This window comes from Sphingomonas sp. PvP055 (assembly GCF_040546365.1).
GTDB classification, from domain to species: domain Bacteria; phylum Pseudomonadota; class Alphaproteobacteria; order Sphingomonadales; family Sphingomonadaceae; genus Sphingomonas; species Sphingomonas echinoides_A.
Genome location: NZ_JBEPNS010000001.1, coordinates 182,501 through 198,640, shown reverse-complemented (window position 1 = coordinate 198,640; position 16,140 = coordinate 182,501). Strand labels below are relative to the sequence as shown.

At 65.3% G+C, this 16,140-nt stretch carries 16 protein-coding genes and 1 pseudogene (1 of these 17 running past the window's edge); 9 read left to right on the top strand and 8 right to left on the bottom strand.

Annotated elements, in window-relative coordinates; all coding sequences use genetic code 11:
• Positions 1–49 precede the first annotated feature (49 nt).
• Together ABIC16_RS00930 and ABIC16_RS00925 are read left to right on the top strand one after the other, a co-directional pair.
• The gene (locus ABIC16_RS00930) at positions 50–907 is read left to right on the top strand and encodes an NAD(P)-dependent oxidoreductase (RefSeq protein ID WP_354289712.1); all 858 of its coding nucleotides are present in this window, start codon (positions 50–52) and stop codon (positions 905–907) included.
• A gap of 101 nt (positions 908–1,008) precedes the next feature.
• Complete coding sequence (locus tag ABIC16_RS00925) at positions 1,009–1,380, top strand: hypothetical protein (RefSeq protein ID WP_354289711.1); 372 nt, start codon at positions 1,009–1,011, stop codon at positions 1,378–1,380.
• Between the two features lies 1 nt (position 1,381).
• Here the strand turns inward: ABIC16_RS00925 and ABIC16_RS00920 are convergent, their stop codons facing one another.
• Positions 1,382–2,641 (bottom strand): aspartate kinase, encoded by a 1,260-nt coding sequence (locus tag ABIC16_RS00920; RefSeq protein ID WP_354292228.1) that lies wholly within the window; start codon positions 2,639–2,641, stop codon positions 1,382–1,384.
• Positions 2,642–2,707: 66 nt separating this feature from the next.
• Between ABIC16_RS00920 and ubiG the strand changes: the two genes are divergently transcribed.
• Complete coding sequence (gene ubiG / locus ABIC16_RS00915; RefSeq protein WP_354289710.1) at positions 2,708–3,448, top strand: bifunctional 2-polyprenyl-6-hydroxyphenol methylase/3-demethylubiquinol 3-O-methyltransferase UbiG; 741 nt, start codon at positions 2,708–2,710, stop codon at positions 3,446–3,448.
• Positions 3,449–3,794: 346 nt separating this feature from the next.
• On the opposite strand, the gene ABIC16_RS00910 is transcribed toward ubiG, so the two are convergent.
• Both ABIC16_RS00910 and ABIC16_RS00905 read right to left on the bottom strand, forming a co-directional pair.
• Positions 3,795–5,336, bottom strand: a complete 1,542-nt coding sequence (locus ABIC16_RS00910; RefSeq protein WP_354289709.1) for an ABC transporter permease/substrate-binding protein — start codon at positions 5,334–5,336, stop codon at positions 3,795–3,797.
• The gene (locus tag ABIC16_RS00905) at positions 5,333–6,130 is read right to left on the bottom strand and encodes an ATP-binding cassette domain-containing protein (RefSeq protein ID WP_354289708.1); all 798 of its coding nucleotides are present in this window, start codon (positions 6,128–6,130) and stop codon (positions 5,333–5,335) included. Before ABIC16_RS00905 ends, ABIC16_RS00910 begins: the two co-directional genes overlap by 4 nt.
• A 150-nt stretch (positions 6,131–6,280) precedes the next feature.
• Between ABIC16_RS00905 and ABIC16_RS00900 the strand changes: the two genes are divergently transcribed.
• Positions 6,281–7,066, top strand: coding sequence for an SDR family oxidoreductase (locus ABIC16_RS00900; protein WP_354289707.1), 786 nt, complete (start codon positions 6,281–6,283; stop codon positions 7,064–7,066).
• 74 nt (positions 7,067–7,140) lie between these two features.
• Here the strand turns inward: ABIC16_RS00900 and ppa are convergent, their stop codons facing one another.
• The 3 genes from ppa to ABIC16_RS00885 form a co-directional block, all read right to left on the bottom strand.
• A complete protein-coding gene (gene ppa / locus ABIC16_RS00895; protein WP_277971313.1) occupies positions 7,141–7,713 on the bottom strand; it encodes an inorganic diphosphatase in 573 nt (190 codons plus the stop codon).
• Between the two features lie 57 nt (positions 7,714–7,770).
• Positions 7,771–9,678, bottom strand: a complete 1,908-nt coding sequence (locus ABIC16_RS00890; RefSeq protein WP_354289706.1) for a M61 family metallopeptidase — start codon at positions 9,676–9,678, stop codon at positions 7,771–7,773.
• A gap of 75 nt (positions 9,679–9,753) precedes the next feature.
• A complete protein-coding gene (locus ABIC16_RS00885; RefSeq protein WP_354289705.1) occupies positions 9,754–10,404 on the bottom strand; it encodes a DUF1345 domain-containing protein in 651 nt (216 codons plus the stop codon).
• Positions 10,405–10,559: 155 nt separating this feature from the next.
• On the opposite strand from ABIC16_RS00885, the gene hisS reads away from it, so the two are divergent.
• From hisS to ABIC16_RS00865, 4 genes are all read left to right on the top strand, one after another.
• Positions 10,560–11,810, top strand: a complete 1,251-nt coding sequence (hisS, locus tag ABIC16_RS00880; protein ID WP_354289704.1) for a histidine--tRNA ligase — start codon at positions 10,560–10,562, stop codon at positions 11,808–11,810.
• Entirely contained in the window at positions 11,807–12,880 is a 1,074-nt protein-coding gene (gene prfA, locus ABIC16_RS00875) for a peptide chain release factor 1 (protein WP_277971317.1), read from the top strand. The genes hisS and prfA overlap by 4 nt, the downstream gene beginning before the upstream one ends.
• Positions 12,873–13,703: a peptide chain release factor N(5)-glutamine methyltransferase gene (gene prmC / locus ABIC16_RS00870; protein WP_354289703.1), complete on the top strand. Its 831-nt coding sequence runs from the start codon at positions 12,873–12,875 to the stop codon at positions 13,701–13,703. The genes prfA and prmC overlap by 8 nt, the downstream gene beginning before the upstream one ends.
• A 256-nt stretch (positions 13,704–13,959) precedes the next feature.
• Positions 13,960–15,066 (top strand): DUF4167 domain-containing protein, encoded by a 1,107-nt coding sequence (locus tag ABIC16_RS00865; protein ID WP_354289702.1) that lies wholly within the window; start codon positions 13,960–13,962, stop codon positions 15,064–15,066.
• Positions 15,067–15,126: 60 nt separating this feature from the next.
• On the opposite strand, the gene ABIC16_RS00860 is transcribed toward ABIC16_RS00865, so the two are convergent.
• The gene (locus ABIC16_RS00860; RefSeq protein WP_277971320.1) at positions 15,127–15,402 is read right to left on the bottom strand and encodes a hypothetical protein; all 276 of its coding nucleotides are present in this window, start codon (positions 15,400–15,402) and stop codon (positions 15,127–15,129) included.
• A gap of 74 nt (positions 15,403–15,476) precedes the next feature.
• On the opposite strand from ABIC16_RS00860, the gene ABIC16_RS00855 reads away from it, so the two are divergent.
• Positions 15,477–15,905: a CBS domain-containing protein gene (locus ABIC16_RS00855; RefSeq protein WP_277971321.1), complete on the top strand. Its 429-nt coding sequence runs from the start codon at positions 15,477–15,479 to the stop codon at positions 15,903–15,905.
• 124 nt (positions 15,906–16,029) lie between these two features.
• Here the strand turns inward: ABIC16_RS00855 and ABIC16_RS00850 are convergent.
• Positions 16,030–16,140: pseudogene (locus tag ABIC16_RS00850) on the bottom strand (lipopolysaccharide biosynthesis protein); it runs 1,393 nt beyond the window's last position.

Below are 16,140 nucleotides of genomic sequence, written 5' to 3'. Positions count from 1 at the left end.
CTTGGCCCCCGATTCTCTCCCCTTCCTCTCGCCCGCTTGGAGCAACACCATGGATATCGGTTTCGTCGGACTCGGACTGATGGGTGGCCCGATGGCGGCCAATCTCGCCAAGGCGGGGCACCGCGTCGTCGCGTGGAACCGCTCGCCGGTGAAGCCGGAGGATGCCCCGGGCGTCACGATCGGCACTCTGAATGACGTGCTGCGCTGCGAAGCGGTGTTCACGATGCTGTCGGACGATGCCGCGATCAAGGCGGTGCTGCTCGATTCGGGCGCGCTCGACAGCGTGCAGCACGATCTCGTCCACGTCGTCACCGCGACGATCTCGGTCGCCTTTGCCAAGGAACTCGCCGCGGACCACGCACGGCGCGGGATCGGCTACGTCGCCGCCCCCGTGTTTGGCCGGCCCGATGCCGCCGCCGCCGCGCAGCTCAACGTCGTCGTCGCGGGCGACCCCGAAGCGGTCGCGCGCGTCCAGCCGCTGCTCGAGACGCTGTCGAGCAAGGTCTGGCCGCTCGGCCCAGACGCGAGCAGCGCGAACGCCGCCAAGATCGCGGGCAACATGATGATCACCATGGCGATCGAGGCGATGGGCGAGGCGTTCGCGCTGGTCGGCGACAATAATGTCGACAAGGCCGCGTTCCTCGATCTCATGACGGGGACGCTGTTCGGATCGAAGGCGTACCAGAATTACGGCCCGAAGATCGTGTCCGAGGATTTTACGCCGGGCTTCCGGATGAAGCTTGGGCTCAAGGATCTGCGCCTTGCGACCGAACTGGCGGACGCGGCGAACGTCACGCTCCCCGTGCTCGATGCGATCCGTACCCGGATGCACGACGCAGTCGAAGACGGAATGGCGGACCAGGACTGGTCTGGCATCGCCGCGCGTCCGTTTGCCGCCAAGCGGTAGCGCATTACCCGCCACGACCGTGGTTCCGGCCTCGGCACGAGCACATTCCGCCGTCTTTTCGCCGTCTTGCACCGACACGATGGCTGCAGGGAGACGATGGAATGGCGCTGCTGATGCTGATGATGCTTGCGCAGGCCACGATGGCGACCGACTTCGATCTCGCGCGCTCCGCCGCCCCCACGACGCGCGCCCGCTGCGGGGCCGCGGCGCAAACCGACGATATCGTGGTGTGCGGCGGACGGCGCGACCGCTTCCGCCTGCCGCTGCCGGTCGATCGCTCGGGCGAACCCAGTCGCAGCGACCAGGGAACCGGCATGGGCGCCCTCACACCCCCCACACCGTGCGGACTCTTCGCCGGGCAGCGCAAATGCGCCAAGCACGAAGCGCGGCTATACGGTTACGGCGGCGGGCGCGATCCGGTCACGTTGCTGTCGCGCCTCGCAACCAAGGCGCTCGACCCCGACTCCGACTGACTCAGGCGGCGTCCACCGCATCCAGCCCGTAAGCCGTATGCAGCACACGCACCGCGAGCTCGGTATAATCCTCCTCGATCAGCACCGAGACCTTGATCTCGCTGGTCGAGATCGCCTGGATGTTGATCCCGCGCTCGCCGAGCGTCGAGAACATCGTCGAGGCGACGCCCGCATGGCTGCGCATCCCCACGCCGACGACCGAGATCTTCGCGACGCGCGTGTCGTGCACCAGCTCGGCAAAGCCGATCTCGCCGCGCGCCTGGTTGAGCACCTCGATTGAGCGCGCGAGGTCTGCCGCGGGGACCGTAAAGGTCACGTCGGTCGAACGTGCGGCATGCGCGATATTCTGGATAATCATGTCGACGTTGATGTTGGCCGCCGCGAGCGGCGCGAAGATCGCCGCCACCGCGCCGGGCTTGTCGGGCACCGCGATCAGCGTGATCTTGGCTTCGTTCTTGTCGTGCGCGATGCCGGTGATGAGCTGGCTTTCCATATCGTCGATCTCCTCTTCGCCCACGATCATCGTGCCGGGTAATGTATCCGCCATCGGCGCGTCCTCGCCCGTGAAGGACGACAGCACCTGGACGCGCACGCCTTCCTTCATCGCCAGACCGACCGAGCGAGTCTGCAACACCTTTGCGCCGACGCTGGCGAGTTCCAGCATCTCCTCGTAGGTGACCTTCTTGAGTTTCCGCGCGCGCGGCACGATCCGCGGGTCGGTGGTGTAGACGCCGTCGACATCGGTATAGATGTCGCAACGGTCCGCCTTCATCGCCGCCGCCATCGCGACCGCCGACGTGTCGGAGCCACCGCGCCCGAGCGTGGTGACACGACCCTCGGCGTCGACGCCCTGGAACCCCGGGATCACCGCGACCTCGCCCGCGGCGAGGCTCGCCTCGAGCGCGGCCATGTCGATATTCTCGATCCGTGCCGAGGCATGCGCATCCGACGTCGCGATCGCGAGCTGCCAGCCGAGCCAGCTCCGCGCGGGCACACCCGCCGCCTGCAAAGCGATTGCAAGCAGGCCGGAGGTGATCTGCTCGCCCGCCGAGACGACGACGTCATATTCCTTGGGGTCGTACAAGGCCGATGCCTCGCGGCAGAAGCCGACCAGCCGGTCGGTCTCGCCTGCCATCGCCGAAACGACGACCGCAACCTGGTTGCCCGCCGCGACTTCGCGTTTGACTCGCGCGGCGACCGAGCGGATCCGATCGATCCCGGCCATCGAGGTGCCGCCGAATTTCATCACGATACGTGCCATGGTGCGGGTCACGAAGTCCTTGGGGTGGGGCTTGGGGTATTGGGGCCGTCCTGATAGGAAGCGGATATGGATAGCGCAACCGTAACGTCTGTAACCACTATCGACCCGGCCGAGGCCAAACACTTCGGCGCGATGGCGGCCGAGTGGTGGGATCCCAAGGGGTCTTCCGCGATGCTCCACCGATTGAATCCGGTGCGGCTGGGGTATCTGCGCACGCAGATCGACGCGCATTGGCATGGCGATGAAGCGAGCTTCACCCCGCTCGCGGGCAAGCGCGCGCTCGATGTCGGGTGCGGCGCGGGGCTGCTGTGCGAACCGCTTGCGCGGCTTGGCGCGGACGTGACCGGGCTGGATGCGGCGGCGGAGAATATTGCGGCGGCGCAAGTTCATGCTGGCGTGTCCGGGCTATCGATCGACTATCGCACGGGGAGCGTCGAGGATCTGGCGGACGCGACCTACGATCTGGTGACGAGCCTCGAAGTGATCGAGCACGTTACCGATACCGCGGGCTTCGTCGCCGGGTTGGCGCGCGCGCTTGCGCCGGGCGGGGTGCTGGTGCTGTCGACTCCCAACCGCACCGCCTTGTCGCGGCTGGCGTTGATCACCTTTGCCGAGGGCAGCGGAACGATCCCGCGCGGGACGCACGACTGGAACAAGTTCCTGACGCCGGACGAGCTGACGCCGCTGGTGGAGGCGGCGGGGCTGCGCGTGGTCGACGTGCGCGGTCTGGCGTTCTCGGTGGCGAAGGGCTTCGTGCTGAGCGACGACACCAGCCTCGATTATTTCGTGACCGCGGTGCGCGGCTGAGGGAAGCTTAGGCTTCTGCTGCGAACATCGTGGCGCGCGACTGACGTCCTTCCTTGCGGGGCGGGGAGCAGCCCGTTTTTCCTCCCCTCCCTGGAAGGGAGGGAGCGGGGGTGGGTAGGCCCGAGGCGGCGCCCTCCGCATGTCACGAGACGCTCCACGTCCGCGCTCCGGGTGAGCGACCCACCCCCAACCCCTTCCTTCCAGGGAGGGGAGGCGCGTTGCTGCGTGGTGCGGGGCCCCGGGACCGCGACTAACCTTCCTCCCCTCCCTGAAAGGGAGGGGCCGGGGGTGGGTTGGCCCGCCGTGGCATCCTCCACCCGACCCGCGCCACCCCCTCATCCACCGATCAGCGAATCACCCCGATCTTCCGCCCGAGCCACCGCGCCGCCGCCTCCGGCGTTTCCTTCGCGTCATCCCGGTCCACGCGGTAATTCGCGGCGCGCATCGCCTCCACCGACACCCGCCCGATCAGCGGCTGCACCGCCGCGAGGAATTTCGCATCGCGCGCATGCGCCTTCCCGACCAGCACGATCGCGTCATAGCCGGGGATTGCCCCGCGCGGATCGCCGAGAACCGTCAATTGCTGCGCCGCGATCCGCCCATCGGAGGAAAAGGCCGAGATCACGTCCGCCTGCCCACTGTCGAGCGCGCGGTACATGAAGGTCGGATTGTACGCGCGCGCACTCGCGAAGCGGATCGGATAGGCGCGCTGGATCGCGGCCCATTCGGGACGCTCGAGGAACTCCAGGTCCGACCCGAACTTCAGCTGCGGCCCAGCGCGCACCAGATCGTCGAGCGACGCAACGCCCAGCTTGCGCGCTGCATCGCCCTTCATCGCAAAGGCATAAGCGTTCTCGAACCCGAGCGAGCCGAGCAATTTCACCCCGGAGGTCTTCGCGCTCCACGCCCCGATTGCCGCGACCATTGCCGCGCGCGGCGGCACGTCGCGGCGTTTCATCTCGTTCGCCCAGATCGTCCCGGCATAATCGACATAGATATCGATCGCGCCCGAGCTCACCGCGCCATAGATCACTGCGGAGCCGAGCCCGTCGCGATAGCGCACTCGATACCCCGCCTGCTCGAGCCGGTCGCCGATCAACCGTGCGAGAATATATTGCTCCGAAAAGTTCTTTGCGCCGATCGTCACGACCGTGCCGTGCGTCGGCCACAACGGTGCAAGTGCAAGCAGCACGCTCGCGATCAGCACCCCGCCCGCGCCGAGCGCAAGCCCGCGCCGCCGCCGCGCGATCGCGTGTTCGATCATGCCGAGCAGCGCATCGACCGCCAACGCCAGCGCCGCCGCGCTGAAACACCCCGCCAGCACCAGCGCCCAATTCTGCGTCTGGAGCCCCGCGAAGATCATGTCGCCAAGGCTCGGCTGGCCGACCGTGGTGGACAGCGTCGCCGCACCGATCGTCCACACCGCGGCGGTGCGGATCCCCGCCATCAGCACCGGCGCGACGAGCGGCGCCTCGACCAGCCGGAGTTTCTGCCACGGCGTCATCCCAACGCCGTCCGCCGCCTCGATCACTGCCGGGTCGATCCCGGCAAGCCCGGTCACGCCGTTGCGCAGGATCGGCAGCACCGCATACAACGACAGCGCGAGCAGCGACGGGAGGAAGCCGAGCGCGGGAATCCCCCCGCCGACCAGCCCCGACACGAACAGCAGCAGCGGATAGAACAGCGCGAGCAGCGCGAGACTCGGGATCGTCTGGACGAGACTCGCCACCCCCAGCGTGACGCGCGCGACGCGCGGCGAGCGCCCCGACCAGATCGCGAGCGGCAGGCTGATCGCGAGTCCGAGCACCAAAGCGGCTGCAGACAGCAGCAAATGTGCCGCGAGCAGGTCGGGCACGCGCGTCATCGCGTCGAAAAACGGCCCGGTCATGCGCTTTTTCCGGTCGATTCTGCAGCAAGCGCGCGCATCCGCGCCGCCTGATCGCGCGGGATTGCGACCAATGCCTGCGCAACCGGCCCGCCTTTTCCGCCCAGAAGGGCGCGCGGGGTTTCATCTGCGACGATCCGCCCGGCGTCCATCACCAGCACACGGTCGGCGAGGATCAGCGCCTCCGCCATGTCGTGCGTCACCATGATCGTGGTGAGCCCGAGCCGGTCGTGCAGCGCGCGGATCGCATGCCCCAACTGGTCGCGCGTGACGGGATCGAGCGCCCCGAACGGTTCGTCCATCAGCATCAGCCCCGGCGCAGTGGCGAGCGCCCGCGCCACCCCGACCCGCTGGCGCTGCCCGCCCGACAGCGCCTCGGGCAATCGCGTCGCGAAATCCCGCGGCAGATCGACCAGGTCGAGCAATTCGTCGACGCGCGCCGCATCGTGCGGGATTCCCGCCAGCCGCAGCCCGATCGCGATGTTCTCAGACACCGTCATATGGGGGAATAGCCCAATGTTCTGAAATACATAGCCGATCTTGCGGCGCAGCATCGGGGCGTGCTCGGCGGCAACGTCCGCGCCCGCGATGCGTGTGCAACCTTCGCTTGGTTCGATCAGCCGGTTGATCATCTTGAGCAGCGTCGATTTGCCCGATCCCGAACTCCCAACCAGCGCAACGAAGCTCCCGCCCGCGATCTCGATCGAAACGCCGTCCACCGCAACGGTGCCGCCGGGGTAGCGTTTGGTCACGGCATCGAACGCGACGGCCGGGCCGGAAGGGGAGGATTGCGCCATTGGCCTGCTTGTGCGGGACGGGTCGGCGGGCGTCAAACCCGACGTGACCACCCCGGGCTTGTCCGAAGGGCCACGGTGCCGCAAACCGCTTGCAACAGTCCGCGCTTGCCGGTGGAAGCCGGGAAAAGCCCGGCAAATGGGAGGGATACGATGCAACAGGCGATCTTTATCACCGGCGGTGGATCGGGGATCGGCCAGGCAACCGCAAAACTGTTCGCCGCGCGTGGCTGGCGAGTCGGGTTGGCGGACGTCAACCGACAGGGGCTCGCGGAGACGGCCGCGCTGCTGCCCGCCGGCACCGCCGAGACCTACGTCATGGACGTCCGCGACCGCGATGCCTGGCGCATCAGCCTCGACGCCTTCACCGCGACCACCGGGGGCCGGCTCGATGTGCTGTTCAACAACGCCGGGATCGGCACCGGGGGACCGATCGTCGACATGAGCTTCGAGGATCTCGACCGCGTCGTCGCGATCAACCTCGTTGGCGTGCTCAACGGGGCGAAGATCGGTTTCGCCTATCTGGCGCGGACCCCGGGCGCGTGCCTGCTCAACACCGCGTCCGCATCGGCCATCTACGGGTCATCGGGGCTGCCGGTCTATTCCGCGACCAAGTTCGGGGTCCGAGCGCTGACCGAGGCGCTCGACGGGGAATGGTATGGGGCGGGCGTCAAGGTGCGCGACATCGTCCCGAGCTTCATCGACACGCCGCTTCTCCATGCGCCCGCTGGCGGCAGCAACCGGTCGATCCGCGAGGTCGTGACGGGCGCGGGGCTCGAACTGACCGGGGTGGATGTGGTCGCGCAAGCGGCATGGGATGCGGTCCATGGCGACCGCGTCCATACCTTCGTCGGCAAGACCGCGGATCGCATGGCGTTCGCCGCGCGCTGGCTTCCGGGTCGGCTGCGCAAATCGATGCGCCGGACCCTCAAGGCCTAGAACCCGGCGGCTTATCGCGGGGCCAGGAGACGTCCAGCCCGTCACCCCGCTTGCGGGATGACGGGCCGCTGGCCTCAGGCGTCGACGTCCATGCCTGGAGCCGGATCGCCTGCCTTCTTTGCGGCTTCGTAGCGTTCGATCGCCTCGATCACGACCTTGCGCGCTTCGTCGCGGTCGCCCCACTTGCCGACGCGGACCCACTTCTTCTTTTCCAGGTCCTTATAGTGGGTGAAGAAGTGCTCGATCTGCTCGAACACGATCTCGGGCATGTCGCCGCGCTCGTTGACGTTCGAATAATATGGGAACGTCGAATCGACCGGCACGCAGACGAGCTTCTCGTCGCCGCCGGCTTCGTCTTCCAGGTTGAGCACCGCGATCGGGCGCGCGCGAACGACGCAGCCCGGAATGAACGGCGAGCGCGCGACGACCAGCGCGTCGAGCGGATCGCCGTCGGGCGACAGCGTGTGCGGCACGAAGCCGTAGTTCGCCGGGTAGCGCATCGGCGTGTGGAGAATGCGGTCCACGAACAGCGCGCCCGACGCCTTGTCGAACTCATACTTCACCGGCTCGCCACCGGTCGGAACCTCGATGATGACGTTGAGGTCGTCGGGTGGGCTCTTCCCGACCGGGATCATATCGATGCGCATGGGAGGTCCTGTCTTGTTGATATGGGTTAATGTCTTGGTAAGCGTACTGTCTGCCCCTTAGCGGGGCATCAGCAGACGATCCAGACCACCCTCTCCGGTCCCGCTCTTCTCGAGCCGCGGATAGCGCAGTCCATCGTGATAATCGATGTTGACAGACTTGATCGAGTCGTTCGCCTTGATCAACAGCGTGATGGGCGTCTTCGTCGTTTTTGCCGCGGTAATTGCGGCCTTTAGGGCTGTGTCCGAATAGGCTGTCCCGTTGACCGCGACGATGCTGTCACCCACCGTGATCCCGGCCTTGAACGCGGGGCTGTCCCAACCGACGCCCGTCACGCCACCCTCTTTATTGAGTGTGGTCCCGATCGAATAGGTCAGGTCGGTGGTCTTGCGTGTCGCCTCGGCGTTCTTGAACGAAAGCGTCGGTTCGGCGGTGTAGACGAGCTTGTAGCCGTTCGCTTCGAAGCCGGTGATCGGCGCCCGCGCGCCGGTTTCGGTCAGTCTCTTCGTCAGCAGGCCTGCCCAGTCATACGGCTGGATCGCCTGGAGCGTCTTGACGACATCGTCGAACGTATAGGTCACTTGGCCGTAGTCGCCGTCCTTCAGCCCGAAGAAGGCGCGGCCGAAGTCGTCGATCGACTTCTTTCCGCCGGATTGCTTGCGGAGGATCGAATCGACCTCCATCCACACCAGAAGGCCTTCATTGTAATAATCCTCCGACCGCTGATAGCTCAGCCAGCCCTTGGGACGACGCTGCGAGATCACCGGATCGTTGGTCGTGTCCACCATGTCGCGCCATTCACGCGCCGGACGGTTGTCGAGGCTGGCGAGGATCATCGCGTACATGTCCAGCGTGTCCTGTTTCGAGACGATGCCGGACCGCGCCTGCAACACATAGCCCCAGAACTGGGTCTGCCCTTCGTACACCCACAACAGGCTACCGCGCATCGGCGTGCGGAAATCGGGGGTCCACAGGTCCGCGCCGCGACGGAATTTGCCGTCCCAGCTGTGATTATACTCGTGCGGGAGCAGGTTGCGCGGCCCGGGCCCGTCGTTCCATTTGGTGAAGTAGCCGAGCTTCACGCCGTCTTCGGACGAGCGGTGATGCTCGAGCCCGATTCCGCCCATCAGGTCCGAAATCGACAACAGGAATTCGTAGGTGTCGTAATGCTGTGATCCGTACAGCTTTACCGCTTGCTCGACGAGCCGCTTGTGCGCTGCGATCTGCTCGGGCGTTGTTGCGAGTTCGGCGGCGGAGTCGGCGTAAACGTCGAGGTTGACGCGCGGGCTCAGCGCCCACTGCTTGTAATAGCGCCCTGCGAGAACCGGAGAATCGACCAGCACTTCGTAATTGGTCGGTTCGTAGGTGTAGGTAGCGCCGGTTGCCTTGGACGGCAAGCCCGACGAGGCGGTAAAGCCCGCGGGATAGGTGACCGTCGCCTTGACTGGGATTTGCCGGGTGAAATAGCCCGCCGGGTAAAGGCTCATCGAATTCCACTGGAGCCGCAGCATGTCGGGCGTCATCACGACCGACCCCTGGTCTGCTTGCGTCGCGGACAAGAACTGCAGGTCGATATCGAGCTGGGTCACGCCCGCGGGAACGTCGATATGGAAGGCATAGACGTCGACCGGATCGCGCGTCCACGCGAGCTCCTTGCCCCCGCCGCGGATGTGCAGCCCCGCGAGCTTGTCGAGCTGTCCGGTCGGCGAGTGATTGCCGGGCAACCATTTCGGGAACAGCAGCGTCATCGCGCCCGCGCGGACTCCGGTCAGCGTCTCGCGCGTCTTGAAGATGCCGCGCGTCGTATCGGTCGCGTCGATCGCGAGCGTCATCGTGCCGGGGAAGGGGGTGTCCTGCGCGGCGGGGATGGTGTCGACGAACGGCACGGGCTGCGGCTTCGAGTTTTCGGCAAGCACCGGGGATGTGGTGGACAGCAACACGGCGGTAATCGCGATGCGACGGATCATAGAGCGACTTTCAATGGGGGGCAGGGAATGCTGTTACAGTGACTTAATCGGGCAAAGCGGCTTGCGTCCAGCCCGTCAACCACCACCGCTACTGCTGCCCAGCACGTTGATGGTGAAGGCGAGTACGCCGATATTGAAGAGAAAGGCCGCGAGCGAATGGCCCAATACGGTCCGGCGCACGCGCCGAGAGGAAATTTCGACGTCGGAGGTCTGGAAGGTCATGCCCAGCGTGAAGCTGAAATAGAGGAAGTCCCAATAATCGGGTTCGTCGCACTTGGGGAAATCGATCCCGCCGCGGTCTTTCCCGTCCTCGTCGCAATCTGAATAGAACAGATGCGCGTAATGCATCGCGTAGACGGTGTTCGAGAACAGCCAGGCGATCACCAGCGTGCCGATGATCAGCAGCGTGCCGACCAGATTGGTTTTGCCCTGCGTTTCCTTGAACACCGCCGTCAAAATCACGAGCATCGTGAGTCCGGTCAGCACCAGCAGCCCGGCCCGATTGGCATCGTTCGCGGAGGCCTGGCGCCGCATCTGCCCGGCCTCACCCCGCCGTAGCAATGTCGCGATCGTGATCAGGAACACGGTGCCGGCGACATCGAACGCTACCATCGTGCCGCGGCCCCAGCCGAGCGGCGGAATCGCGACGAACACACCGGCCACGAACAGCAGCGTGAACAGAATGAAGCGGGGGGGAGCAACCGTGTTGCCGATGTCGAGGGCCATGCGCGGGGGTGTCGCAGAGCTTGCGCGAGGCCGCAATCCCGTCCCTGCCAACCGGCACCTTCATGGCGCACTTGTCATGAAGTGGGGTATGGAGCGCCGACGAAGCGACAAGCATCTGGCGCAAAGGGCGGGGCTCGCCTAGAGAATCGCGGGTTATGGCACGTATCGAAACCCCCAAGCGCATTCGCGGCACGCAGGACATCTTTGGCGACGAGCAGCGTCGCTTCACCCGCGTGGTCGAGGCGTTTGATCGCGTCCGCAAGCTGTACTGCTTCCAGCGCGTCGACATTCCCGTGTTCGAAAGCACCGCGGTGTTCGCGCGTTCGCTCGGCGAGACGACCGATGTCGTCTCGAAGGAAATGTACACGTTCGAAGATCGCGGCGGCGATTCCCTGACGCTGCGGCCCGAATTTACCGCCGGGCTGGCGCGTGCCTATCTGACAGAGGGCTGGCAGCAATATGCGCCGCTCAAGCTCGCGACGCATGGCCCGGTGTTCCGCTACGAACGCCCGCAAAAGGGGCGCTTCCGCCAGTTCCATCAGATCGACGCCGAAGTGATCGGCGCGGCCGAGCCTGCCGCAGACGTCGAATTGCTCGTGCTCGCGGACCAGTTGCTCCACGATCTCGGGATCGCGGATGGCGTGACGTTGCAGCTCAACACTCTTGGGGATGCCGAAACCCGCGACGCATGGCGCGCGGCATTGATCGCGCATTTTACCGCACACAAGGATTCGCTGTCGGAGGACAGCGTCGCGCGTCTGGAACGCAACCCTTTGCGTATCTTGGATTCCAAGGACCCGAGAGACCGACCCGTTGCCGATGCAGCTCCCGATATCGATGCGTATCTGACGGTGGAGGCGCGCGCGTTTTTCGATGCCGTCACGGCAGGGCTCGACGCAGCTGGCGTTGCGTGGACGCGCAACGCGCGGCTGGTGCGCGGGCTCGATTACTATCGCCACACCGCGTTCGAGTTCGTCACCGACCGGCTGGGCGCGCAGGGCACCGTGCTTGCTGGCGGCCGCTATGACGGGTTGATCGGTTCGCTCGGTGGCCCGGAGACGCCGGGCGTTGGGTGGGCTGCGGGGATCGAGCGGCTGGCGATGCTGCTCGAGGAGCCTGCGGTCGAAGGTCCGGATGTTGTCGTTGTTGCAGAAACTGACGAGTTTGAGCTTGCTGCTCTCAAGATGACCACCGGATTGCGCCGCGCTGGCTATTCCGCGGCAACAGTGATGAGTGGCAGTTCCAAGAAGCGCTACGACAAGGCGGTAAAGATGGATCCGGCATGGACCGTCGTACTCTCGCGGAGAGAGGGTAAAGTCAGCCTCGCTGAACGCGGGTATAGAGGCTCATTCAACCTTGAGAGTTTCAGAACCATCCTCGATCCGATTCACAACGAGCTAGCATGACCTCGATCTCCCCCGAACGGATCGCGCAGATCGAGGCGCGACGCGATGAGCTGTCCGCGTTGATGGCGACCGGCGATCTCCCGTCCGATCGTTTCGTGGCGGTGTCGAAGGAATATGCCGAGCTCGAACCCGTCGCGCGCGCGGCGGGCGAAGTGCGGCGGTTGCGCGCCGAGCTTGGCGTGCTCGCGGGCATGGAAGCGGACGACGACCCCGAGATCAAGACGATGGCGCGCGAAGAGATCGAGGCGATCCGCAGTACGCTCCCGGACGCAGAACGCGCGCTCTCGCTGTCGCTGCTACCGCGCGATGCCGCGGACGAACGCGCCGCGATGCTTGAGATTCGCGCCGGGACCGGTGGCGACGAGGCTGCGCTCTTCGCCGCCGACCTGTTCCGCATGTACCAGCGCTATGCCGAAGGGCAGGGGTGGAAAGTCGAGCTGATCTCCGCCTCCAGTTCCGAAAGCGGCGGGTTCAAGGAAGCGATCGCCTCGGTCGAGGGCAAGGGCGTGTTCGCCAAATTGAAGTTCGAAAGCGGTGTCCACCGCGTCCAACGCGTTCCCGCGACCGAAGCACAGGGGCGGATCCACACCTCCGCAGCGACGGTGGCAGTGCTGCCCGAGGCGGAAGAAGTCGACGTCAAAATCGACGATAAAGATCTGCGGATCGACGTCTATCGGTCGTCGGGGCCGGGCGGACAGTCGGTAAACACGACCGATTCAGCAGTAAGAATCGTCCACATCCCGACCGGCCTCGTCGTGATCCAGCAGGACGAGAAGTCGCAACACAAGAACCGCGCCAAGGCCATGAAGGTCCTGCGAACGCGCCTCTATGAGGCCGAGCGCGAGCGGCTCCACACCGAACGCGCCGGCGCGCGCAAATCAATGGTCGGGTCGGGCGACCGGTCGGAGCGGATTCGCACCTATAATTTCCCGCAGGGACGCGTCACCGATCACCGGATCAACCTGACGCTGCATCGTTTGCCGGAGATCTTGCAGGGGGAAATGGAAGAGTTGCTCGGCGCTTTGATTTCGCAGGATGAAGCGGAGCGGCTGGCGTCGCTGGATGGCTGACGGTGTACGCGCGGCGTTGGCGTCTGCAGCCCAACGGCTCGCCGTGTTCAGCGAAACCCCGCGGCTCGATGCCGAGGTGCTGATGGCGCATGCGCTCGCTATCCCACGCGAACGCCTGTTGCTCCATCATCTGGACGCCGCTGTTCCCGAAACCTTTGCCAGGCTGCTCGCCCGGCGGCTCGATCATGAACCGATCGCGTATATCACCGGATGTCGCGCCTTCTGGACGATCGAACTCGCGGTTGGCCCTGGCGTGCTCGTCCCGCGCGCGGACAGCGAAACGCTGATCGAAGCGGCGGTGGCGCATTTCTCCAATGTCGCTCCCGAGCGGATCCTCGATCTTGGCACCGGTCCAGGAACCTTGCTGCTTGCGGCGCTTGCGGAATGGCCCGGCGCAACCGGAGTCGGCGTGGATCAATCCGCCGAAGCGCTCGACTTTGCCCGGCGCAACGCGGCGCTCCTCGGTCTAGCGGATCGTGCCAGCTTTGCCTTGGGCAATTGGGCGGGAGGGCTGGTCGGACCGTACGACCTGATCCTCGCCAACCCGCCCTATATCGGCACGACCGAGCGTCTCCCGCGCGAAGTGGTCGAGCATGAACCCGGCGGCGCGTTGTTTGCCGGGGCCGACGGGCTGACGGACTATCGCAGGCTCGTGCCGCAATTGCGCGCGCTGCTTGCCCCCGGCGGTGCCGCTATCCTTGAGATCGGCGCAACCCAGAGCGAGGCGGTAACAGCGCTCCTTGCGGCAGAGTGGTTTCACGTCGCCGTCCGCCACGATCTCGGCGGCCACCCGCGCGCTTTGATCGCGACACTGACATCGTGACGGATCGCCGGACTTTTCCAATATTCCGCTTGGAGAATGCGCGGCAAACCGCTATTGCAGGCCCTAGGGGCACGCATTTTCATCGTAATGTGTTGAAAATGGGCTGTTGCCCGCTCCCTTCGTCATGCAGTCGCCCGGTCCGGCGACGCTGGCAAGCGCGCTTCGCCGACGTTCGGCGGTCGGTGCGCGAAGGGCATTTGCATCCATATTTCTGGAGCACGACCCGGTTGGTTTCCAAGGACAGGACAACAAGAACTTGATCAACAATCGTCAGGCCGGTCGCCGTCGCGGCCGTGGCGGGCAGCAGCAGCGCTCGCAAGGTGGCAATCCGGGACGTCTCGACACCGGGAATCGCATCGACAATCGCGCGCGCGGCAATGCGGCGCAGTTGCTCGAGAAATATAAGACGCTGGCGCGCGACGCCCAGATGCAGGGTGACCGCGTCAACGTCGAATATTATCTGCAGTTTGCCGACCATTACTTCCGTGTGCTGGCCGAAACTCGTGCGCGCATCGAAGAGAATGGTGGCCCGGTCCAGCGCCGCATCCAGGGCGCGACCCTCGACGAGGACGATACCGAGTTCGAGGACGAGGGCGAACGTATTCTCCCTGCCGAGCAAGCACGCGGCGGCCAGAACGGCTATCGTCAGGACGGACGTCAGGACGTACGTCAGGACGGCAACCGTTCCGAAGGCAACCGTCAGGACAACAATCGCTCCGACACCAACCGTCAGGATGCGTCGCGTCAGGACGGTGGTCGCCAGGATGGATATCGCCAGGACAATGGCCGTCAGGACGGCAATCGTAACGAACCGCGGCAGGATACGCGCGGCGACGGCGATCGTGGATATCAGCGCAACGGCAACCGCGCGAACGCCGAGTTGCAGAATGGCAACGTGGATTCACGCGGCAGCGAAGAACAGAACGATCGTCCACGTCGCGGACAGAACGGATCCGGTCAAAACGAAGGTGGTTCCGATCGTCAGCGCGACCAGCCACGCGGCACCGAGGATCGCTACGTCCAGGCAGAGGAGCCGACGCTCGATCTCCCGCCCGTAAGCGAGCAGGCGGTGGTTTCTGAGCAGCCCGAGGCTCATCAGATCGAAGCAGCGCCGACCGAGGCGGTCGAGCCGCCACGTCGCGGGCGTGGCCGTCCGCGTCGTGATGCCGCCGTCGTGCCCGCAGCTGCTTCAGCGGAACGCAAGGATGAGCCCGACGACAACAGCTTTTCGGCCGATTTGCTGCCGCCGTCGCTTAACGTTTCGGCGGTTGTTCCGAACGAGTCTGACGTCGACGGTGTCGAAAAGCCGCGCCGCCGTCGTGGTCGTCCGCCAATCGTGCGCGAAACCGACCCGGTTGCCTGAAGGCCGTTGACCGCCCGGAAGAATCCGGGCGGTCACCCGCTCGGCTTCCTTTCTTCGTAATCAATCCAAATCGTCAATCGACTCGTCATGGCCGCTTCCCGAACTGAGGAAGACGAGCCCCATCAGCGCCGCGGCGAGCATGATCGATCCGCCCGCCCCGCCGATCACCGCCAGTGTAGCGACCCAACCGAGTGGCCCGTACACGTGTTCAAGGATCAGGATCGCGCCCGCGATAAACACGATCGCGACTACGCCCATCCAGCCCAATATCCGGCGATACCGCGCCCAAGCGAACGCGGCATAGGCGGGATCATCGAGTCCTGAACGTTTCGCCATGCTTCCCATTGCCGTGCAAACGTGAAACTCTCAAGCGGCTGGAGACTCACCAACGAGCGAAGCGGGAGAGTGGAATGACGATCGGAGCCATTTTGGGCGGCAAGGGCCGCGAGGTCATATCGGTTACGGCGGACCAGAGCGTTCGCGCAGCGGTCGCGCTGCTTGCCGAAAGTCGGATTGGCGCTGTGCCGGTCCTGGAGGGCATGCGTGTCGTCGGCGTCTTTTCGGAACGTGACGTGATCTACGCCGTCGCCGAGCACGGTAACGATGCCTTGGTGCGGACCGTCGCCGACATCATGACGGCGCCCGCCATTACCGTTGGTCCTGAAGAAGCGGTGATCGGCGCACTTTCGCTGATGACGCGGCGCCGGATCCGACATTTGCCGGTGGTAGAAGGGGATCAGGTCGTCGGCATGGTATCGATCGGCGACCTCGTCAAATACCGCATCGACCGGATCGAAGCAGATGCAGAAGCCATGCGCAGCTACATCCAGTCCGCCTAACCCGGCCGAGTGGGCGGCAACAGCGGAGTCAGGGGTGGGTAGATGGCGCACAGGGGGGATTCAGGGTTTTCCCTCGGATGCCGAGCTCATGCATCCAGCCTTCGGCGCGAACACCAAACGTCGGTTACGCTTTGGCGTTCATCGAATCGGTGGGACGTTTGCTTATCGTTGTGAAGACCTCCCGCAGCACAGTCCGCGCGAACAGCCCAAGCCAACCTGCATACAGCGCCGCGCC